This is a genomic window from Mesorhizobium sp. W016 (assembly GCF_054719485.1).
Map to the genome: position 1 here is coordinate 4,112,832 of NZ_JBTTIF010000002.1, position 20,514 is coordinate 4,133,345.

At 62.7% G+C, this 20,514-nt stretch carries 20 protein-coding genes; 3 read left to right on the forward strand and 17 right to left on the reverse strand.

Annotation, left to right across the window (positions count from 1 at the left end; genetic code table 11):
* Positions 1-40 precede the first annotated feature (40 nt).
* Positions 41-865 (forward strand): nucleoside triphosphate pyrophosphohydrolase, encoded by an 825-nt coding sequence (mazG, locus tag ACYG9V_RS20450; protein WP_352763334.1) that lies wholly within the window; start codon positions 41-43, stop codon positions 863-865.
* A 6-nt stretch (positions 866-871) separates the two neighbouring features.
* Here the strand turns inward: mazG and hflX are convergent, their stop codons facing one another.
* From hflX to dusB, 8 genes are all read right to left on the reverse strand, one after another.
* Positions 872-2,260: a GTPase HflX gene (gene hflX / locus ACYG9V_RS20455; RefSeq protein WP_023832198.1), complete on the reverse strand. Its 1,389-nt coding sequence runs from the start codon at positions 2,258-2,260 to the stop codon at positions 872-874.
* Complete coding sequence (gene hfq, locus ACYG9V_RS20460) at positions 2,261-2,506, reverse strand: RNA chaperone Hfq (protein ID WP_006202172.1); 246 nt, start codon at positions 2,504-2,506, stop codon at positions 2,261-2,263.
* Positions 2,507-2,651: 145 nt separating this feature from the next.
* Complete coding sequence (locus tag ACYG9V_RS20465; protein WP_023701734.1) at positions 2,652-3,512, reverse strand: D-amino-acid transaminase; 861 nt, start codon at positions 3,510-3,512, stop codon at positions 2,652-2,654.
* Between the two features lie 102 nt (positions 3,513-3,614).
* Positions 3,615-4,976 (reverse strand): nitrogen assimilation response regulator NtrX, encoded by a 1,362-nt coding sequence (gene ntrX, locus ACYG9V_RS20470; RefSeq protein WP_023668929.1) that lies wholly within the window; start codon positions 4,974-4,976, stop codon positions 3,615-3,617.
* Positions 4,966-7,254: a sensor histidine kinase NtrY-like gene (locus ACYG9V_RS20475; protein ID WP_460222007.1), complete on the reverse strand. Its 2,289-nt coding sequence runs from the start codon at positions 7,252-7,254 to the stop codon at positions 4,966-4,968. Before ACYG9V_RS20475 ends, ntrX begins: the two co-directional genes overlap by 11 nt.
* Before the next feature lie 144 nt (positions 7,255-7,398).
* Positions 7,399-8,856 carry a nitrogen regulation protein NR(I) gene (gene ntrC / locus ACYG9V_RS20480; protein ID WP_352763331.1) on the reverse strand — a complete coding sequence of 486 codons (1,458 nt, stop codon included), beginning with the start codon at positions 8,854-8,856 and terminating at the stop codon, positions 7,399-7,401.
* A complete protein-coding gene (locus ACYG9V_RS20485; RefSeq protein WP_023706549.1) occupies positions 8,853-9,998 on the reverse strand; it encodes a two-component system sensor histidine kinase NtrB in 1,146 nt (381 codons plus the stop codon). Before ACYG9V_RS20485 ends, ntrC begins: the two co-directional genes overlap by 4 nt.
* Positions 9,995-11,017 carry a tRNA dihydrouridine synthase DusB gene (dusB, locus tag ACYG9V_RS20490; protein WP_352763329.1) on the reverse strand — a complete coding sequence of 341 codons (1,023 nt, stop codon included), beginning with the start codon at positions 11,015-11,017 and terminating at the stop codon, positions 9,995-9,997. The genes ACYG9V_RS20485 and dusB overlap by 4 nt, the downstream gene beginning before the upstream one ends.
* A 139-nt stretch (positions 11,018-11,156) precedes the next feature.
* On the opposite strand from dusB, the gene ACYG9V_RS20495 reads away from it, so the two are divergent.
* A complete protein-coding gene (locus ACYG9V_RS20495; protein WP_352534929.1) occupies positions 11,157-12,380 on the forward strand; it encodes a bifunctional 2-C-methyl-D-erythritol 4-phosphate cytidylyltransferase/2-C-methyl-D-erythritol 2,4-cyclodiphosphate synthase in 1,224 nt (407 codons plus the stop codon).
* Positions 12,377-12,886, forward strand: coding sequence for a CinA family protein (locus tag ACYG9V_RS20500; RefSeq protein WP_352534931.1), 510 nt, complete (start codon positions 12,377-12,379; stop codon positions 12,884-12,886). Before ACYG9V_RS20495 ends, ACYG9V_RS20500 begins: the two co-directional genes overlap by 4 nt.
* Here the strand turns inward: ACYG9V_RS20500 and ACYG9V_RS20505 are convergent.
* The 9 genes from ACYG9V_RS20505 to ACYG9V_RS20545 form a co-directional block, all read right to left on the reverse strand.
* Positions 12,862-13,323 carry a type II toxin-antitoxin system RatA family toxin gene (locus tag ACYG9V_RS20505; protein WP_023710532.1) on the reverse strand — a complete coding sequence of 154 codons (462 nt, stop codon included), beginning with the start codon at positions 13,321-13,323 and terminating at the stop codon, positions 12,862-12,864. The two genes, ACYG9V_RS20500 and ACYG9V_RS20505, sit on opposite strands and share 25 nt — an antisense overlap.
* A gap of 12 nt (positions 13,324-13,335) precedes the next feature.
* Positions 13,336-14,301 carry a lipoyl synthase gene (gene lipA / locus ACYG9V_RS20510; protein ID WP_023688453.1) on the reverse strand — a complete coding sequence of 322 codons (966 nt, stop codon included), beginning with the start codon at positions 14,299-14,301 and terminating at the stop codon, positions 13,336-13,338.
* A 127-nt stretch (positions 14,302-14,428) separates the two neighbouring features.
* Positions 14,429-14,686 (reverse strand): GlsB/YeaQ/YmgE family stress response membrane protein, encoded by a 258-nt coding sequence (locus ACYG9V_RS20515; protein ID WP_023668920.1) that lies wholly within the window; start codon positions 14,684-14,686, stop codon positions 14,429-14,431.
* A gap of 102 nt (positions 14,687-14,788) precedes the next feature.
* Positions 14,789-16,237, reverse strand: a complete 1,449-nt coding sequence (gene lpdA / locus ACYG9V_RS20520) for a dihydrolipoyl dehydrogenase (protein ID WP_352763328.1) — start codon at positions 16,235-16,237, stop codon at positions 14,789-14,791.
* A 21-nt stretch (positions 16,238-16,258) separates the two neighbouring features.
* The gene (locus ACYG9V_RS20525; RefSeq protein WP_023668918.1) at positions 16,259-16,900 is read right to left on the reverse strand and encodes an SGNH/GDSL hydrolase family protein; all 642 of its coding nucleotides are present in this window, start codon (positions 16,898-16,900) and stop codon (positions 16,259-16,261) included.
* Positions 16,897-17,316 (reverse strand): hypothetical protein, encoded by a 420-nt coding sequence (locus ACYG9V_RS20530; RefSeq protein WP_023832202.1) that lies wholly within the window; start codon positions 17,314-17,316, stop codon positions 16,897-16,899. The genes ACYG9V_RS20525 and ACYG9V_RS20530 overlap by 4 nt, the downstream gene beginning before the upstream one ends.
* A gap of 14 nt (positions 17,317-17,330) precedes the next feature.
* Positions 17,331-18,752 (reverse strand): pyruvate dehydrogenase complex dihydrolipoamide acetyltransferase, encoded by a 1,422-nt coding sequence (locus ACYG9V_RS20535; protein ID WP_352763327.1) that lies wholly within the window; start codon positions 18,750-18,752, stop codon positions 17,331-17,333.
* Between the two features lie 2 nt (positions 18,753-18,754).
* Positions 18,755-19,060, reverse strand: a complete 306-nt coding sequence (locus ACYG9V_RS20540) for a hypothetical protein (RefSeq protein ID WP_352763325.1) — start codon at positions 19,058-19,060, stop codon at positions 18,755-18,757.
* Positions 19,061-19,086: 26 nt separating this feature from the next.
* Complete coding sequence (locus ACYG9V_RS20545; RefSeq protein ID WP_352763323.1) at positions 19,087-20,508, reverse strand: pyruvate dehydrogenase complex E1 component subunit beta; 1,422 nt, start codon at positions 20,506-20,508, stop codon at positions 19,087-19,089.
* Positions 20,509-20,514 lie beyond the last annotated feature (6 nt).

Sequence of the window (20,514 nt, forward strand, 5' to 3'; positions counted from 1 at the left end):
GCGTTGGCCGCACGACAGGCAGCGGGATAGCATTCGCCGCATGAAACCTTCGCGCGACATTTCCCGGCTGATCGAGATCATGGCGGCACTCAGGGCGCCGAAGACCGGCTGTCCCTGGGACATCGAGCAGGATTTCTCGACCATCGCGCCCTATACGATCGAGGAAGCCTATGAGGTGGCGGACGCCATTGCGCGCGGCGATCTCGACGATCTGCGCGACGAGCTCGGCGACCTCCTGCTGCAGGTCGTCTACCACGCGCAGATGGCTGAGGAAGCCGGCGATTTTGCCTTCGGTGATGTGGTCGAGGCCATCACCACCAAGATGATCCGCCGCCATCCGCATGTCTTCGGCGACGAGAAGGCGCGCAGCGCCGGCATGGCAAAGGGCATGTGGGAAAAGATCAAGGCTGAGGAAAAAGCCGAAAAGCGAAGCGCCCGCCTCGCCCGCGGCCTCGACCCCGAAGACAATGGCAAGGGGTTCCTGGACAGCGTGCCCGTCGCCCTGCCCGCTTTGACGCGGGCGCTGAAGCTGCAGGAAAAGGCTGCCCGTGTCGGTTTCGACTGGAGCGAGGCAGCACCCATCCTCGACAAGATCGAGGAAGAGATCGGCGAATTGCGCGAGGCGCTGGCCAAGGGCGAAACGGCGGAGATCAAGGACGAGTTCGGCGACATGCTGTTCGCCGTCGTCAATCTGGGGCGTCACCTCAAGCTCGATTCGGAAGCAGCGCTGAGCGGCACCAACGAAAAGTTCCGCACACGCTTTCACTATGTCGAGCGCGCCATCGATGCCTCGGGAAGCACGCTCGAAAAAGCCACGCTGGATGAAATGGAAGCGCTCTGGCAGCAGGCCAAGGGCCAGAAGTAGGCGGACTTACGCCTTGTTTTTACGGTGCAATCGGCTTTCGATCTCTTGCCGGGCGGTGTGCGTGGCCTTGAGCGAGATGGTCGCGCTGCCATCCTCATTGTCTACCCGCGAAACGACGTCACCATTGCGGTAGAGCCAGTCGACGAGACCGAACTGCGCCGGCTCGATCGTCACCGCCATCTCTTCGAGCTCGCCCGACATCCTGGTCTCGATCAGCGCCTTCAGCGCATCGATACCTTCGCCGGTGATGGCCGAGATGGCGATCGGCGGCGCCTTGGCATCGGCGCCATCGGCCAGAAGCCGCTCGCGGTTGCCGTCATCGAGCAGGTCGACCTTGTTCCACACCTCGATGACCCGGTTCGCATCGCCAGCGTCGACACCGAGATCGGCAAGGATGCGCTCGACGTCCTCGGCCTGGGCGGCCGTATCCGGATCTGAGATATCACGCAAATGGATGACCAGATCGGCCTCGACGACCTCTTCCAGCGTGGCCCGGAAGGCGGCGACCAGATGCGTCGGCAGGTCCGAAATGAAGCCGACTGTGTCCGACAGGATGATCGGCGTGCCGTGCGGCAGGCGCACGCGGCGCAGCGTCGGGTCGAGCGTTGCAAACAGCATGTCTTCGGCCAGCACGTCGGCCCCGGTCAGCCTGTTGAACAGCGTCGACTTTCCGGCATTGGTGTAGCCGACAATCGCCACCACCGGGAACGGCACCTTCTTGCGCTTGGCGCGGTGCAGGTCGCGGGTGCGGCGCACCGTTTCCAGCTCATGCTTGAGCTTGATGATTTTTTCCTGCAGCTGCCGCCGGTCCGACTCGATCTGGGTTTCGCCGGGGCCGCCGAGGAAGCCGGCTCCGCCGCGCTGGCGTTCAAGGTGGGTCCAGCTCCGCACCAGGCGGCCCTTCTGGTAGTTGAGATGGGCAAGTTCGACCTGCAGCGTGCCCTCCTTGGTCCGCGCGCGCTCGCCAAAAATCTCCAGGATCAATCCGGTGCGGTCGAGCACCTTGGCATTCATTTCTTTTTCGAGATTGCGCTGCTGCACCGGCGTCAACGGATGGTCGACGATGACCACCTCCGCGTGACCCTCTTTGACGATCTCGGCGAATTCCGCGACCTTGCCGCTGCCGAGCAAGGTTGCCGGGCGTGGATCGTTGACGGTGACCACCGCCGTGTGGATCAGATCTAGGTTGATGGCGCGGGCAAGGCCGACCGCTTCGTCGTGGCGCGCATCCGCCGAACGCGTCAGCCGTGGACGGTTCGTTTCATCATCGTTGCGCTGATGCCGGGTAAGCACCGGCACAATGACAACCGCCCGGGTCGGACCTGTGGCTTCCGTCCCGGAATTATGTGCTGGTTTCCCGCGGACGCCGCGGTCCGCGTCTTTTTCACGTGCCAATCAGGCGCCCTGGCTTTCCTCGCCATCGAACATCTGAACCGGCTGGCTCGGCATGATCGTGGAAATGGCATGCTTGTAGACGAGCTGGGAGTGGCCGTCACGGCGCAGCAGAACACAAAAATTGTCGAAGGAAGTGACCACGCCGGTCAGCTTGACGCCGTTGATGAGAAAGATGGTGAGTGGATTTTTGCTCTTGCGAACAGAATTCAGGAACAGGTCCTGAAGGTTTTGCGATCGTTCCGCCATTGTTCTTGTCTTTCGCCGATCCCCTTCGGTTTGCAGGCTAATGCGCCAAATTAGCGGGCACATGTCAAGCTTGCAAACACCCCCTTGCCGTCAGTAACGACAAGCAGAACGAGATATATTGATGTGCAGTCCGTCTGTGCGGTTATCAGGCTGGACTTTTTTCCGCAACGTCAAAAAAGGCTTGCCGCAATGAAAGTGTTATCGAACCGGGGTGCCCATTGGCGACCGCGGCACCGTCGATTGCCACGACCGGCATGGCGATTGTCGTTGCCGAACTGATGAAAGCTTCTCGCGCCGCCTTGGCTTCAGTGACTGAAAACCCGCGCTCCTCGATCGTCAACCCGAGCTTTGCCGCCACTTCGAACATGGTCGTGCGGGTGATGCCGCGCAGGATGCCATGCTCCGCCGGCCGGGTGACCAGAACGCCGTCCCTTGTAACGATCCAGGCGTTGGACGAGCCGCCCTCCTTGACGTTGCCATCGGTGTCGACGAACCAGGCCTCCTGGGCGCCGGCCTCCTTGGCCTTCTGCTTGGCCAGTACGTTGGGCAGCAGGCCGGTGCTCTTGATGTCGACCCGGTCCCAACGGTTTTCCGGCACGGTGATGACCTTGATGCCCGCCTCGGCTCGCTTGGCGGCCGCCGCCGGGTCGGCCTTTCTGGCCGTAATCACCAGCGATGACGGTGTATCGGCGGGGAAAACGAAGTCGCGGCTGGCAACACCGCGCGTAACCTGGACATAGACCAGGCCGTTGACGACGTGGTTGCGCCGGACGATTTCGCGCAGAAGAAGCGGCAGCACACCCTTGGTGACCGGCCAGTCGATCGACAATTCGCTAAGGGAGCGGCTCAGCCGGGCAAGATGGCGCGGCATGTCGACGATAAAGCCCTGCGCCACCTCGCAGACCTCGTAGACGCCGTCGGCGAATTGATAGCCGCGATCCTCGATATGCACGGCAGCGTCGGCATGGGCGACATAGCGCCCGTTCACATAGGTAATGCGCGGCATGGGTGATCCCTCAGAAAAGTCCCGGTTTTTCTATGCGATTCCGCCGCTGCCGTAACCGGCAATTGAATGGGCCACAGCCCGCTGGACCAACAACAACGGGGGTCAGACCCCCAGCGACTTCAGTTTCCGGTGCAGCGCCGAGCGCTCCATGCCGATGAATTCGGCCGTCTTCGAGATGTTGCCGCCGAAACGGTTGATCTGGGCGATCAGATAGTCCTTCTCGAACTGTTCGCGCGCCTCGCGCAGCGGCAGCGCCATGATGTGCTGGTCGGACTGGTTCGGCGTGCGCGGCATGACATCGCCGATCTCCGACGGCAACAGGTCGGCGGTGATCGGCGCATCGATATCGTCGCCACGCGCCAGGATCATCAGCCGTTCGACATTGTTGCGCAGCTGGCGGACATTGCCCGGCCAGTTGTGCGCCTGCAGCACGGCAAGCGCATCGTCGCCGATGCGGCGCGGCTTGATGCCGGCCTGGCGAGCGATCTGCTTCATGAAATTGTCGACGAGATAGGGAATGTCCTCTCGCCGCTCGGCCAGGCCCGGCACCATGACCGGAACCACCGCCAGGCGATGATAGAGGTCTTCGCGAAAACGGCCGTCGGCGATCATCGCCTCCAGGTTCTGCGAGGTCGAGGAGATGATGCGGACGTCGACCTTGACCCGCTTGGTGCCGCCGACCCGCTCGAACTGCTGTTCGACCAGCACGCGCAAAATCTTGTTCTGCGTCTCGCGCGGCATGTCGGCCACTTCGTCGATGTAGAGAATGCCGCGGTGCGCCTCTTCAAGCGCGCCGACCTTGCGCTCGGTGCCGTTCGATTCGGTGCCGAACAGCTCGATCTCCATGCGCTCGGGCGTGATGTTGGCCGCGCTCAGCGTCACGAACGGCGCGCCCTTGCGCGTCGACAGCGTGTGGATGGCGCGCGCGGCGAGCTCCTTGCCCGAACCGGACGGACCGATGATCATGACGCGGCTGTTGGTCGGCGCAACGCGCTCGATGGTCTGGCGCAGCTGGCTCATCGCCGACGACATGCCGATCAAGTCGAAAGTTTCGCCGCTGCGCTGCTTGAGGTCGGAGACCTCGCGCCGTAATTTCGAGGTTTCGAGCGCCCGCTCGGCGATCAGGATCAGCCTGTCGGCCTTGAACGGCTTCTCGATGAAATCATAGGCGCCGCGGCGGATGGCCGACACCGCTGTCTCGATATTGCCGTGGCCGGAGATCATCACCACCGGCAGGCTCGGATGCATCGTCTTGATCTCGTCGAGCAGCGCCAGCCCGTCGAGGCGCGAGCCCTGCAACCAGATGTCGAGGAAAATCAGCCGCGGCGCCCGGTCGGCGATTGCCGCGAGCGCGCTGTCGGCATCGAATGCCGTGCGGGTTTCATGCCCTTCGTCGCTCAATATGCCCGCGACGAGTTCACGGATGTCTTCCTCGTCATCGACGATGAGAATATCAGACGCCATTACCGACCTTTTCAGTTTCTCGTTCGTGTTCCGTTTCGCCTTGACCGCGTGGCGGCGCGGTTGCGGCAGCTGGCGGCAGGATGATCGAGATCATCGCGCCGCGTCCACCGTGGAAATCCGCGGGCGCATCGTGCAATTCGAGCCGCCCGCCATGGTCCTCCACGATCTTCTTGACGATGGCGAGACCGAGCCCGGTGCCCTTCTCGCGCGTCGTCATGTAGGGCTCGAGCAGCCTTTGGCGGTTCTCGCGCGGCAAGCCTTTGCCATTGTCGATGACGTCGATTCTGATCGCGCCATTCTGCCGGGCAGCTTGAATCCGGATTATGCCGTGCGAACCGTCCTTTTGTTCCAGCCCGTCAATCGCCTCGGCCGCGTTCTTGATGACGTTGCCGAAAGCCTGCGCCATCAATCGGCTATCGAACGTGCCCTTGAGCGGCTCGTTGCCGAACACGCGTTCGAAAGCAATGTCGGCGCGGCTGACTTCGACCAGGAACGACGCCTCGCGCAGCAATTCACGCAGATCGATGGCTTTCATCTCGGGCTTGGGCATGCGGGCGAAAGCCGAGAACTCGTCGACCATGCGGCCGATATCCTCGACCTGCCGGATGATCGTGTCGGTGCACTGGTCGAAAATCTCGCGGTCCTCGGTGATGACCTTGCCGAAGCGTCGCTTGATGCGCTCGGCCGAGAGCTGGATCGGCGTCAGCGGGTTCTTGATTTCATGTGCGATACGCCGCGCCACATCCGCCCAGGCCGACGAGCGCTGTGCCTGGACCAGATCGGTGATGTCGTCGACAGTCACGACGTAGGATTTCTCCTCCTCGCCGTCGTCGCCGGCCTCGATGGTGATCTGCACGTTGAAGGTACGCTCGGCGCCGGTGCGATAGAAGGTGACCTGCTCGCGATAGACCGGCTTGCCGGATTTGCGGCCGATCTCGAAGACACGCCCGACATGCGGTAGCACGGCGGACAGGTTCTGCCCCAGCGCCGCCGTGGCCGATATGGCCAGCATCGTTTCGGCCGATTTGTTGACGATGGAGACGATGCCGTAGGGATCGACGCCGATGACGCCGGCGGTGACGCCGGCCAGCACCGCTTCCGAGAAACGACGCCGTTCGTCGATCAAATCCTTGGCCGACAGGATCTCGTTGCGCTGCGATTTAAGCTCCAGCAGCATCTTGTTGAACGTATCGCCAAGCGAGGCGACATCGCCGTCGGAAGGCCGTACCGGAACGGCGACATCGAGATTGCCGGTCGCAACCTCGTCAGCCGCGCCGATGAGTTGACGGATGGGCCGCACCAGACGGTCGGCCACCGCTATGCCGGTCCAGATGGCCGACAGGATGATGATCAGCGTCAGTGACAGATAGGGCAGCGCGAACGCCACCTGCGACGTCCGCCTGTTGTCTTCCAGGCCGCGATATTCGGCGGTGTTGGACTGGACGATCGCCCTCGCCTTGATCACTTCGGGGTCGACCAGGCGATTGGTGTAGAGGTAGAGGCCTTCGATCTCCCGCAGCTTGATGATGGCGCCCATGATGTTGCGCGTCTTCGGCTCGATCAGCACCGGTTTGCCGTCGGCCGCGGCGCTGACCGCGCCCTCCGGCGGTGGCGGCATAGAGAAATCCGCATCGGTCTTCGCGCTCATGACAAAGGAGCCGTCTTCCCTGACCAGCGCCGCATGCACCAGGCTCCTGCCCACGGCTTCCTTGTTCATCAGGTCGAGAAAGCCGGTTCGATCGAGGCCGTAAAGCGTGCGCGAGGCGTCGAGATCATAGGCCATCGACAGCGTCGTGCCCTGAAGATTACGAGCGTTTTCCTGCACATAGGCGTCGGCGATCGACAGCGACGAGTTGACGATCGCCTTGGTGCGGATTTCGAACCAGCGGTCGAGGCCGATATCGAGCGTGATCGAGGCAATGATGGCCACCATGATGGCGGGGATGGCCGCGACCAGCGCAAACATCGTCACGATGCGCACATGCAGCCGTGACGCCGCCTTGCCGTGCCGGCGCGCCATGGTGATGCGATGCACCTCGCGGCCGACCAGAGCAATCAGCGCCAGCACAAATAAGGCATTGGCCGCAATCAGCGTCAGCGTTGTGTTTGCGTCTGGCGTGATCGGCGTGGCGCCGACAAGAATCGCAAACGAGATTGCCGCCGTAACCAGCGCGCCGGCAATTGCCACAACGCCAGGCAACGCAAGCAGCCGCCGTCCATCCCTCTGGCCGGGTCTGCTGAAAAGCGGTTCGTTTGATGTCAGAGCTTGCGAAGCCATGTCGCCGTCTAAGAGCCAGTGATTGCGTTGGATGTATGCAACGCATTGTGGCGATTATGCAACAAGTGTGGCCGTGACGGAAATCTTTCGGCCGCCGATCCCCTGAAAAGGGGATGACCTCGCGTCACTTCGGGCAGCAGGCGCTCATGATCTCGACGATTTGTAGACGTTGACACCCAGCTCGCGAATCTTCTTGCGCAACGTGTTGCGGTTGAGGCCCAGCAGTTCGGCGGCCTTGATCTGGTTGCCGCGGGTTGCCGTCATCGAGGCAAGGACCAGCGGATATTCGACCTCGGACAAGATGCGCTGATAGAGACCTGCCGGCGGCAACTCACCGCCGAAAGAGGCAAAATAGCGCTGCAGGAAGTGCTCCACCGCCTGGCCGATGGATAGATCGTCCGGGATCAAATTGCCGCCGCCGGGAACGACCGGTCTTTCGCCTGTCTTCAGCTCGGCTTCAATGATCTCGGCTGATATTTCGTCCTGCGAATAGAGCGCCGCAAGCCGGCGCACCAGGTTTTCCAACTCGCGCACGTTTCCCGGCCACGGATAGCGCTTCATCAATTCGATGCCGCCGGTCGAAATGCGCTTGGTCTGCAAGCCTTCGCTGGCGCCGATCTTGAAGAAATGCCGCACCAGATCGGGAATGTCTTCCGATCTCTCACGCAAACCCGGCAGCCGAAGCGGCACGACATTCAGGCGATAGAACAGATCCTCGCGGAAAAGCCCCTGGTTGATCAGCGTGCGCAGATCCTTGTTGGTGGCGGCGACGATGCGCACATCGGTCTTGATCGGGGTGCGCCCGCCGACCGTTGTGTATTCGCCCTGCTGCAGCACGCGCAGCAGCCGCGTCTGCGCCTCCATCGGCATGTCGCCGATCTCGTCGAGGAACAGCGTGCCGCCCTCGGCCTGCTCGAAGCGGCCGGTCGAGCGGTTCTGTGCGCCGGTGAAGGCGCCCTTCTCGTGGCCGAACAGCTCCGATTCGATCAAATCGCGCGGGATCGCCGCCATGTTGATGGCGACGAACGGACCGCCGCGGCGACGGCCATATTCGTGCAACGCGCGCGCCACCAATTCCTTGCCGGTGCCGGACTCGCCCGAGATCATCACCGTCAGGTCGGTCTGCATCATGCGCGCCAGCATGCGGTAGATGTCCTGCATGGCGGCCGACCGGCCGACCAGCGGCATCGCGTCAGGCTGTTCTTCCGGTCGCGTATCGATCTTCGGTCGGCGCGGCTCTGACAGCGCCCGGTTGACGATGTTGAGCAGTTCGGTCAGGTCGAACGGCTTCGGCAGATACTCGTAAGCACCTGTTTCGGAAGCACGAATCGCCGTCATGAAAGTGTTTTGCGCGCTCATCACGATGACCGGCAGCTCCGGCCGCGCCTTCTTGATGCGCGGCAGCATGTCGAAGGCATTTTCATCAGGCATCACCACGTCGGTGATGACGAGATCGCCCTCGCCCGCCGCCACCCAGCGCCACAGCGTCGAGGCGTTGGAGGTCACGCGCACCTCATGGCCGACGCGCGACAGCGCCTGATTGAGCACGGTGCGGATGGCCGCATCGTCGTCGGCGACGAGAATATTGCCGCGAACCGTCATTTGCGGTCTCCTTCGCCTTCATCATCGGCAGTGTCGATGGGTGTTTCTTTCCAGGCCGGCATCAGGATTCGGAAGGTGGTGCCGCGCGGCGTCGAATCGCATTCGATGATGCCGCCATGCTCGCCGACGATTTTCGCCACCAGCGCCAGGCCGAGCCCCGAGCCGTTCGGCTTGGTGGTGATGAACGGATCGAACAGGATCGGCAGAATGTCTTCCGAGACGCCCGACCCATTGTCGCGCACGCAGAATTCCAGCGGCAGCGAGACGCGGTCCTGGGTTCCGGGAACGGAAACGCGGATGCCCGGCCTGAACGCCGTCGACAGCACGATCTCGCCCTGCGGATCGCCGCCGATCGCCTCGGCGGCATTCTTGACCAGGTTGAGGAACACCTGGATCAGTTGGTCGCGGTTGGCGAAAACCGGAGGCAATGATGGATCATAGTCCTCCAATATCCTGATTCGCTTGGCAAAACCGTTCTTCGCGATTGCCTTCACATGGTCCAGAACGACATGGATGTTGACAGGATAGCGGTCAATCGGCCGCTCGTCGGAAAACACTTCCATGCGGTCGACCAGGGAGACGATACGATCGGTCTCGTCGGTGATGAGGCGGGTCAGCGCGCGATCCTCGTCGGACGCCGAGAGTTCGAGCAGCTGTGCGGCGCCACGTATGCCGGACAGCGGGTTCTTGATCTCATGTGCCAGCATGGCGGCAAGGCCGGTGACCGAACGCGCGGCACCCCTGTGTGTCATCTGGCGGTCGATCTTGTCGGCCATCGAGCGTTCCTGGAACATCACCACGATCGAGCCTGGGAATTCCGGCACCGGCGCGACATAGAGATCAACGACCTTCTCGATGCCGAGACGCGGCGACGACACGTCGACACGGTATTCGTTGACCGGCGCACGGCGCTCGCGCACCTGGTCGACCAGCTGCAACAGCGGGCTGCCGAACGGGATCAGCTTGGAGAGTGTGTTGCGGGCAAGCATGTTGGCACTTGAGCGGAAGAAGTCTTCCGCATCGGCATTGGCGTAGGTGATGAACCCGTCCGGATCGACCATGATGACGGGACGGCGGATGGTGTTCAGCACTATACTGGCGGCATCCGCCATGTCGGAGCTCGGTGTGACGGTGGCGTTCATGCGGCGCTCCGCAAGGGCGTGGCTTCGCCGGAAAACACCTCATGCAGCAAGGCAATGACGCGGGCGGGTTCGAAAGAGGTGAGGATGGCTTTCCGCCGCTCATCGGAAACGCCAGCAGCGTGGCGGTCGAGATACCAGCCGAGATGCTTGCGCGCCTGGCGCAAGCCGCTTTCGACGCCGTAAAGCGTCAGCATGTCCTCGTAGTGGGAAACGATGTAGTCGGCCATGGCTTGCGGGCTTTCCGGCACGCCGGAGAGCGGGTCGCCCGCAGCCTTCGCCGCAATGCGGCCCGCCGTCCATGGCGCGCCATAATGGGCACGACCGATCATCACCGCGTCGGCGCCCGACTGTTCAAGGATTTCGGCGGCCTCCGCGGGCGAGCCCACATCGCCGTTGGCGACCACCGGGATCGAGACGGCGTCCTTGATGCGGGCGATGGCGCCCCAATCGGCCTTGCCTTGATAAAACTGGCAGCGCGTGCGCCCATGCACGGTCACCATTTCAACACCGGCCTCTTCGGCGCGGCGCGCCAAAACGGGTGCATTGAGCGCATTGTCGTCCCAGCCGAGCCGCATCTTGACCGTGACCGGCACCTGGACCGCGCCGATCACCGCTTCGATCAGCGACAGCGCGTGGTCGAGATCGCGCATCAGCGCCGAGCCGGCATAGCCGCCGGTCACCTTCTTGGCCGGGCAGCCCATATTGATGTCGATGATGTCGGCGCCCTCGCCGGCAGCGATGCGCGCGCCCTCGGCCATGTGCTCGGCCTCGCGGCCGGCAAGCTGAACCATATGGACGGGCAGCCCGGAATGACGGATGCGCAGGTCGCATCCGACCCTGCCCTTGGCAAGCTCGCCGCTCGCCACCATTTCCGACACGACTAGGCCCGCGCCATGCGCGTAGGCGCGCTGCCGGAACGGCTCGTCCGTTATTCCCGACATGGGCGCGAGGAAGACGCGGTTGCGGATCGTCACGCCGCCAACGTCGAGCGGCGAAGCCAATTTTGTCACTTCAGGCATGCACAAAAACCAAGCATATCGGATTGCTGCACATTCTCTAGCCATAAGAAAGGCATTGTGCAACGCGCAATGACGTCACATTGCGGCGCATTTGGGAAAATGCTGGCCTTCGCCATAAGCCGCGACTAAGCCTCTCGGCATGACAGACGCAAGCGAAAAACCGGCCGAAGCGACGACCGACAAGGTCGGCTTGGTCATCGTTGCCGCCGGTCGCGGCGCGCGTGCCGGAAAGGCCGACGGGCCGAAGCAATATCAGCGCATTGGTGGCCGTGCCGTCATCGCGCGCACGCTGGAGACTTTCCTGGCGCATCCCGAAATTGGCCCCGTCGTCGTCGCCATCCATGCCGATGACCGCGCGCTTTTCGACAAGGCAGCCGGCGCGTATGCCGAGCGGGTTACCGCCGTGGTCGGTGGCGAGTCGCGCCAGGCCTCGGTCCGGCTCGGCCTGCTGGCGCTGAGGGAACGTACGCCCGGCCGTGTCCTTGTCCATGACGCGGTGCGGCCGTTTGTCGACACGGCCCTGATCGACCGTATCATCGCCGCCATTGGCGAGCGCCAGGGCGCGCTGCCCGCTTTGCCCGTCGCCGATACGCTGAAGCGCGAGTCGACGACCGGCATGATCGAAGAGACGGTGCCAAGGGCCGGCCTTCATGCCGCCCAGACGCCGCAAGGCTTTCCGTTCTGGCCGTTGCTCGCCGCGCATGAAAAGGCCCATCATCTCGGCAAGGCGGATTTCACCGACGATGCCGCGATCGCCGAATGGGCGCATATTCCGGTAAAAATCGTCGAGGGGTCGCCGGACAATGTCAAATTGACCTGGGCAAGGGATATTGCGATGGCAGATCAACGGCTTACTGGCGAGCGTTTTCCAGACATTCGCACCGGCAATGGCTATGACGTGCACGCCTTCGAGGCCGGCGACCATGTCACCCTGTGCGGCGTCGCCATTCCGCACCGCAAGAAGCTTTCCGGCCATTCGGATGCCGATGTCGGCCTGCACGCGCTGACCGATGCGCTGCTCGCCACTTGCGGCGCCGGCGACATCGGCACGCATTTCCCGCCTTCCGATCCGCAATGGAAGGGCGCGGCGTCAAAGATCTTCGTCGAGCATGCGGCCAGGTTGGTGCGCGAACGCGGCGGCCGCATCGCCAATGCCGACATCACGCTGATCTGCGAGGCGCCGCGCGTCGGCCCGCATCGCGGGGCCATGACCAATGCGCTGTCGGCGATGCTGGGCATTTCCAGCGATCGCATCTCGATCAAGGCGACGACGAACGAGAAACTCGGCTTTGTCGGCCGCGAGGAAGGCATCGCCGCCATCGCCACCGCCAGTGTCGTCTTCCCCGGGGAGGTTCCCGCATGAACAACAGCGATCTTGCCAACGCCCTGCTCCAGGTCTGCCAGCAACGCGGCATCATGCTGGCGACGGCCGAGAGCTGCACCGGCGGCATGATCATCTCGGCACTGACCGACATTGCCGGCTCGTCCGCTGTCGTCGATCGCGGCCTCATCACCTATTCCGATGAAGCAAAGATGGAGATGCTCGGCGTCTCGCCCGCCACACTCGAGGCGCATGGCGCCGTCTCGCGCGAAACGGTTCTGGAGATGGCGGAGGGCGCTCTGGCCCGCTCGCGCGCCGGGCTTGCGCTTGCCGTCACCGGCATTGCCGGCCCAAGCGGCGGCTCGCCGGAAAAACCGGTCGGCCTCGTCTGGTTCGGAGTTGCCCTAAGAGGTGGGCCGGTGGCTGCCGAGCTCAATATGTTTGCCGACAATGGCCGTGACTTCATCCGCCGCGAGACGGTCAAGCATGCGCTGGAGATCGGCCTGCGCGCGCTGGGCGACACTCATGAGATGGGCGTCGTTCCGTAGATGACGTCCGCACGTTTTTCGAACGCTTCGGAAAACATGCGGAAGGCGCGATCGAACATGGTGCCCATCAACACGCCGAGGATACGGCTCTTGAACTCGTAGTCGATGAAGAAGCGAACGTTGCAGCCGCCGCCGTCGGCCGGCTCGAAGCGCCAGATATTGCTTAGATATTTGAACGGCCCATCGATGTATTTGACGTCGATTGTGTTCTCGTCCGGCTTCAACAGCACCTGCGTCGTAAAGGTCTCGCGGATCGCCTTGTAGCCGATGCTCATATCGGCGAGGAGAATGGTGCGGCCATCACGCTCCTTGCGAGAGCGCACCGTCAGCGCCTCGCAAAGCGGCAGAAATTGCGGATAGGTCTCGATATCGGCGACCAGAGCAAACATCTGCTCCGGCGTGTGGGCAACGCGGCGTGTGGCTTCGAATTTCGGCATTGAAGCAGGATTTTAACTGGCTTTTTTAAGCTGCGCCTCACGCGCCGCCCGCAGCCTGGCGAAATCGTCACCGGCATGATGCGAGGAGCGCGTCAGCGGGCTCGACGCCACCAGCAGGAAACCCTTGGTCTTGCCGATCGTCGCGAAGGAGTTGAACTCCTCCGGCGTGACGAAGCGGATCACCGGGTGGTGTTTCTTCGACGGCTGCAGATACTGGCCAATGGTCATGAAGTCGACATTGGCCGAGCGCAGGTCATCCATCAGTTGCAGGATCTCGTTCCGCTCTTCGCCGAGGCCGACCATGATGCCGGACTTCGTGAAGATCGACGGGTCGAGCTCCTTGACCCGCTGCAACAGCCGGATCGAGTGGAAATAGCGAGCACCCGGCCGCACCGTCAGGTAGTTCGACGGCACGGTTTCGAGATTGTGGTTGAAGACATCGGGCTTGGCCGCCACGACGATCTCCAGCGCGCCCTCCTTGCGCAGGAAATCGGGCGTCAGGATTTCGATCGTGGTCAAGGGCGTCGCTGCTCGGATCGCCCGGATAACCTCGGCGAAATGCTGCGCGCCGCCATCGGCGAGATCATCGCGGTCGACCGAGGTGATGACGACATGGGTCAGCCCCATCTGCTTGACGGCATGCGCGACACGCGCCGGCTCATCGGCATCGAGCGCGGTGGGAATGCCGGTGGCGACATTGCAGAAGGCGCAAGCGCGCGTGCAGATCTCGCCCATGATCATGAAGGTGGCGTGCTTCTTTTCCCAGCACTCGCCGATATTGGGGCAGCCGGCCTCTTCGCACACGGTGACCAGCTTGTGCGACTTCACGATCTCGCGGGTTTCGGCATAGCCCTTCGACATCGGCGCCTTGACGCGGATCCAGTCGGGTTTGCGCAGCACGTCCTGATCAGGCTTGTGTGCCTTCTCGGGGTGCCGCAGGCGCGGCGCGTTGGCGATCGTGTCGAGAACAGTGACCATCTCAAACCTGACTTGTTGGCGTCTGCCCGTCGGCATTCGCCCTTCTGACGTCATCTAGGACTTTTCGGTGCAAAGAAAAAGGCCGCGGCGGCGCATGCCGCCACAGCCTTTTTCGCATAGCGGTAGTCTAGCGGCGTATGAGCCGCCCGGCAAAGATCAGCAGGCAGGCGCCGATGAAGCCGGTGATCAGGTAGGCGAGCCAGCCGACACCGAAGGGTTCGATGTTGAGCGCCCTGAGAATTGCGTTCAGCACCACCGCGCCGACAATGCCCATAATGATGTTCATCAAGACGCCGGTATTGCTCTTCATGACCATCTCGGCCAGCCACCCGGCCAAACCGCCGATGATGATGGCCGCAATCCAGCCCACGCCATTCACGTCCATATGCCAACTCCTCCAGTGTCAGGTGAAAATGCATCCGGAAACGAACTGTCTTGCCGTAAGGTTCCTCCGGCGCATGCGTCTGAGTCTCGCGGCACCAATTTATCACGCGTTGAGCGCACGGCCATAGGCATCGAGCACGCTTTCCTTCATCATCTCCGACAGCGTCGGATGCGGGAAGATGGTGTGCATCAGCTCTTCCTCGGTGGTCTCCAGGTTCATCGCCACGACAAAGCCCTGGATCAGCTCCGTCACCTCGGCGCCGACCATATGCGCGCCGAGCAGCTGGCCGGTCTTCTTGTCGAAGATGGTCTTGATGAAGCCCTGGTCCTCGCCAAGCGCGATCGCCTTGCCGTTGGCGCCGAACTGGAAACGGCCGACGCGGATGTCCTTGCCTTCGGCCTTGGCCTTGGCTTCGGTGAGCCCGACCGAGGCGACCTGCGGGTTGCAATAGGTGCAGCCCGGGATCTTCAGCTTGTCTGTCGCATGCACGCCGGGGAAATTGGCGATCTTCTCGATGCAGACCACGCCTTCATGCTCGGCCTTGTGGGCGAGCATCGGCGGTCCGGCGACATCGCCGATAGCGTAGATGCCGGGAACGTTGGTCTTGCCATAGCCGTCAATGACGAGGCAGCCGCGATCGGTCTTCACGCCGAGCGTCTCGAGGCCGAGATTATCGATGTTGCCCTGCACGCCGACGGCCGAGATCATGCGGTCGGCGGTGATCTTCTCGACCTTGCCGTCCTTCATCTCGACATGGGCGGTGATCGAGTTGGCACCCTTCTCGACCTTGGTCACCTTGGCCTCGAGGATGATTTTCATGCCCTGCTTCTCGAACTGCTTCTGCGCGAATTTCGAGACCTCGGCATCCTCGACCGGCATCACCGCCGGCAAAAGCTCGACCACCGTCACCTCGGCGCCCATGGTGCGGTAGAAGGAGGCGAACTCGATGCCGATGGCGCCCGAACCCATGACCAGCAGCGACTTCGGCATCTCCTTCGGCACCATCGCCTCGAAATAGGTCCAGATCAGCTTGCCGTCCGGCTCGATGCCGGGCAGCGCGCGCGGCCGGGCGCCGGTGGCGAGAATGATGTGCTTGGCGGTATAGGTGCCCTCGCCCTTGACGCCCTTGGGCACCGGTGGCTGCGGCTCCATCGGCTTCTTCGCCGTCTTGGAGACGACGATTTCACCCGGCTTGGAGAGCTTGGCCTCGCCCCAGATAACGTCGACCTTGTTCTTCTTCATCAGGAAGGCGACGCCGCCATTGAGCCTCAACGACACTTTGCGCGAGCGGTCGACGACAGCGGCCGTGTCGGCGCTGACCTTGCCGCCTTCGAGCTTCAGGCCGTAGTCCTTCAGATGATCGGAATAGTGCATGATCTCGGCCGAGCGCAGCAGCGCCTTGGTCGGGATGCAGCCCCAGTTGAGGCAGATGCCGCCGAGATGCTCGCGCTCGACGATCGCCGTCTTGAAGCCGAGCTGGGCGGAGCGCACCGCCGTGACATAGCCGCCGGGGCCTGAGCCGATGATTATGACGTCGTAGGATTCAGCCACGGGGTTTCTCCCTGATTTTCTCTAGAGTTCCAGCATCACACGCACCAATGGCGCCAATGCGTCACCTATATTGCGCGTGTTTTCGGCATCGAGATGGACGCCGTCGATCGGTGTGGTCTCGGCCACCGTGCCGGCATCGAAAAAGCCGCAGCCGGCCTCGTCGGCGAGCGCGGAATATTGCGGCGCCAGCCGCTTCGAGGCCTCGTCGCCGCCGGCAAACATTTCCTTGAATTCGGCATTGTCGGTGCGGCTGACCGCTGGTGGCGCGACGATCAGGATTTGCGGCGCGGCCCAGTCGAACGGATAATCGTGGCCGCGCACGATGTCGATCAGCCGCTGCACCCCCTGCTTGGCCGCGACCGGATTGCCGTGGATCCAGGGCTTCATGTCGTTGGCGCCGAGCATGACGATGATCAGGTCGAGCGGCGCATGGCTGGTCAGGATCGTCGGCAGCACCTTGGCGCCATTGCGGTCGGCACCAGCCAGGTGATCGTCGAAAGCCGTGGTGCGGCCGTTCAGACCTTCGGCAATGACTTCGATATCATCGTCGCCCAACGCCGCCTTGAGCACGCTCGGCCAGCGATCTTCCAGCGCATGGCGCCCGAGGCTCGCCGCGTCATAGCCCCAGGTCAGGGAATCGCCGTAGCAGAGGATCGTCTTCATGCACCCGCACCCGCCTCCGCCCTAAGCCCGCGCCGTACGCGCCATCCCACGAGCAGCCACTGCACGATAACCGTGGCGATGCTTGGCAAAATCAGACCGGCGACAACGGGGAGATCGCCCGACCACTGGGCCTTGCCCGGCGGCTGAGAGAAGGTCCAGGCAATCAGCCCGATCCCGGCCAGCACGAACAACGCAATCCCAACAAGCCCCGTCAGGTTTATCGCCCTTTGCGGGTTTGGCACGAACTGCGCGATGAAAAACGCCACCGTCGCAACGATGGTGACCAGCGCCGAAACCATGAAGACCAGGATGTATTCGGAATTCGCATTGGTGACGATTGCCAGCCACAGCGCCACCAGCCCGCCGGCCAGGCCGGAAAGGATCAGGGCGAAAAGGCTGGTGACGAATTTCCGCACAGCCTTTTTCCTTCCTAGACCAGCATGCCCATCGGATTTTCGATCATGCGCTTGAAGGCGACCAGAAGTTCGGCGCCGAGCGCTCCGTCGACGGCGCGGTGATCGGTCGACAGCGTCACCGACATGACGTTGGCGATTTTGATCTCGCCATTCTTGACCACCGGCCGCTGCTCGCCCGCACCCACGGCCAGGATCGTCGCATGCGGCGGGTTGATGACGGCGGCAAAGTCCTTGATGCCGAACATGCCGAGATTGGAAACCGCCGTCGTGCCGCCTTGATATTCCTCAGGCTTCAGCTTGCGGCTGCGCGCACGGCTCGCCAGATCCTTCATCTCGTTGGAGATAGTGGACAGCGTCTTTTCGTCGGCGTGGCGGATGATCGGTGTGATCAGGCCGCCGGGGATCGACACGGCAACGCCGACATCGGCGTGCTTGTGCTTGGCCATGGCGCTTTCGGTCCACGATGCATTGGCATCCGGCACCGCCATCAGCGCCATCGCCATCGCCTTGATCACCATGTCGTTGACCGACAGCTTGTAGACGGGCACTTCGCCCTTGTCGGTCTTCTTCATCGGAGCCGCCGCATTGATCTGTGTGCGCAGCGCCAGCAGCGCATCGAGCTCGCAGTCGAGCGTCAGGTAGAAATGCGGGATGGTTGTCTTGGCCTCGACCAGGCGGCGCGCAATGGTCTTGCGCATATTGTCGTGCGGGACGAGCTCGTAGGATCCTTCGGCAAACAGCTTCAGCACCTGTTCGTCCGACATCGCCTTGGGTGCCGCAGCCGGAGCCGCAGGTGCCGGAGCGCCGGCAGGTGCGGCTTTCGCGGCCGGTGCAGCCTTGGCGCCACCGCCGGCAATCGCCGCCTCGACATCGGCCTTGACGACACGGCCATGCGGGCCGGTGCCACTCACGGCGGACACATCGACGCCGGCGTCCTTGGCGATGCGGCGAGCTAGCGGCGAGGCGAGGGTGCGCTCGCCTGACGATTGGCTGATCTCCCCCTTTGTGGGGGAGATGGCCGGCAGGCCAGAGGGGGGCGCGACAGACTGAGAGGTCGGCGGGGCAGCGCCCCCCTCTGTCGACTTCGTCGACATTTCCCCCACGGGTGGGGAGATTGACGCCTTATCCTGTTTGGCATCGGCTTTCGCGGGCGCGGCATCGCCGCCGCCCTTTGCCGCCGCCCCTGCATCCTCGCCTTCGCCAGCCAGAATGGCGATCAGAGCATTGACCTTGACGCCTTCAGTGCCGGCCGGAACGACCAGCTTGGCGACGGTGCCCTCATCGACCGCTTCGACTTCCATCGTCGCCTTGTCGGTCTCGATCTCGGCAATCACGTCGCCCGGCGAAACCCTGTCGCCCTCCTTGACCAGCCACTTGGAAAGATTGCCCTCTTCCATCGTGGGCGAGAGTGCCGGCATGGTGATGTTGATTGGCATAGTTACTCTCCCTGCAAGCCAGCCGGGCTAACCACGGCAAGTTCTAGACGTTTGCCTTTGAATTCCTTGCCAATCGATCGGGCCAAGAAGAAATTCAAACAAAGGAATGATGCTACAAGCCCAAGGCATGCTCCCCCAACAGAGCTCAGTACTTGAATTGCCTCATGGCGAAGTCCAAAAAAACCGCCAATGAACCCAATGACGAACCCAACAATCGCGCCAGCAACAAATCCACAAGCGATACTATACAGGAAGCTCCGCCAAAATAGAGACCAAGCTATTCTCCTCACATCTGCCATCGTCGCCATTTCTGCCTCCCCCGCAAGAAAGACCGTCAGCGATACGTGACGGCTTTGACCGCCTCGATGACCTCGCCGACATTGGGCAAGGCCAGCTTTTCGAGGTTCGCCGCATAGGGCATCGGCACGTCCTTGCCGGCGATGGTGATGACCGGCGCGTCGAGAAAGTCGAAGGCGCGCTGCGACACCTGATTGGCGATGTGGTCGCCGACCGAGCTTTGCGGGAAACCTTCTTCCACCACGATCAGGCGGTTGGTCTTTTTTACGGAGGCAATGACGGTGTCGAGGTCGAGCGGGCGGATGGTCCTGAGATCGATGATCTCGGCATCGATGCCCATGCCGCGCAGTTCGGCCTCCGCCTTGATGGCGTAGGTCATGCCGATGCCGAACGAGACGATGGTGACGTCCTTGCCCTGCTTGTGAATGCGCGCCTTGCCGATTGGCAGCACGAAATCATCGAGCTTCGGCACGTCGAAGGACTGGCCGTAGAGGATTTCGTTTTCAAGGAAGATGACCGGGTTCGGATCGCGGATCGCCGCCTTGAGCAGGCCCTTGGCGTCGGCAGCCGTGTACGGCATCACCACCTTTAGCCCGGGAATATGGCTGTACCAGGCGGCATAGCACTGCGAATGCTGGGCGCCGACGCGGGCGGCCGCACCGTTCGGTCCGCGGAACACGATCGGTGCGCCCATCTGGCCGCCCGACATATAGAGCGTCTTGGCCGCGGAGTTGATGATCTGGTCGATCGCCTGCATGGCGAAGTTGAAGGTCATGAACTCGACGATCGGCTTCAGGCCGGCCATCGCCGCACCGACGCCGACGCCGGCAAAGCCGTGCTCGGTGATCGGCGTGTCGACGACGCGGCGCGGCCCGAATTCCTGCAGCAGCCCTTGCGTGATCTTGTAGGCGCCCTGGTATTCCGCGACCTCCTCGCCCATGACGAAGACATCGCCGTCGCGGCGCATTTCCTCGGCCATGGCATCGCGCAAGGCCTCGCGCACCGTAGTCGAGATCATCTCGGTGCCGGCGGGAATATCCGGATCGGCGGCAGGTTTGGCTGCCGGAGCGGCGGGAACTGCCTTCGGAGCCTCGCCGGAATCCTGGGGAGCCGCCTTTGAGCCTTCCTCGGCTGCATCGGTCCGCTGACCGCCAGCGGAAACGGCATCCTGGGTTGAGGCAGGCTGGCCGCTCTTTTCGACATCGCCTGCACTTTCGCCGTCCTGCAGCAACACGGCGATCACCGCATTGACCTTGACGCCTTCGGTGCCGGCGGGAACCACGATCTTGCCGATCGTGCCTTCATCGACGGCCTCGACTTCCATCGTCGCCTTGTCGGTTTCGATCTCGGCGATGACATCACCGGCGACGACCTTGTCGCCCTCGTTCTTCAACCACTTGGAAAGATTGCCCTCTTCCATGGTCGGCGAGAGAGCGGGCATGAGAATTTCGATCGGCATGTCCTT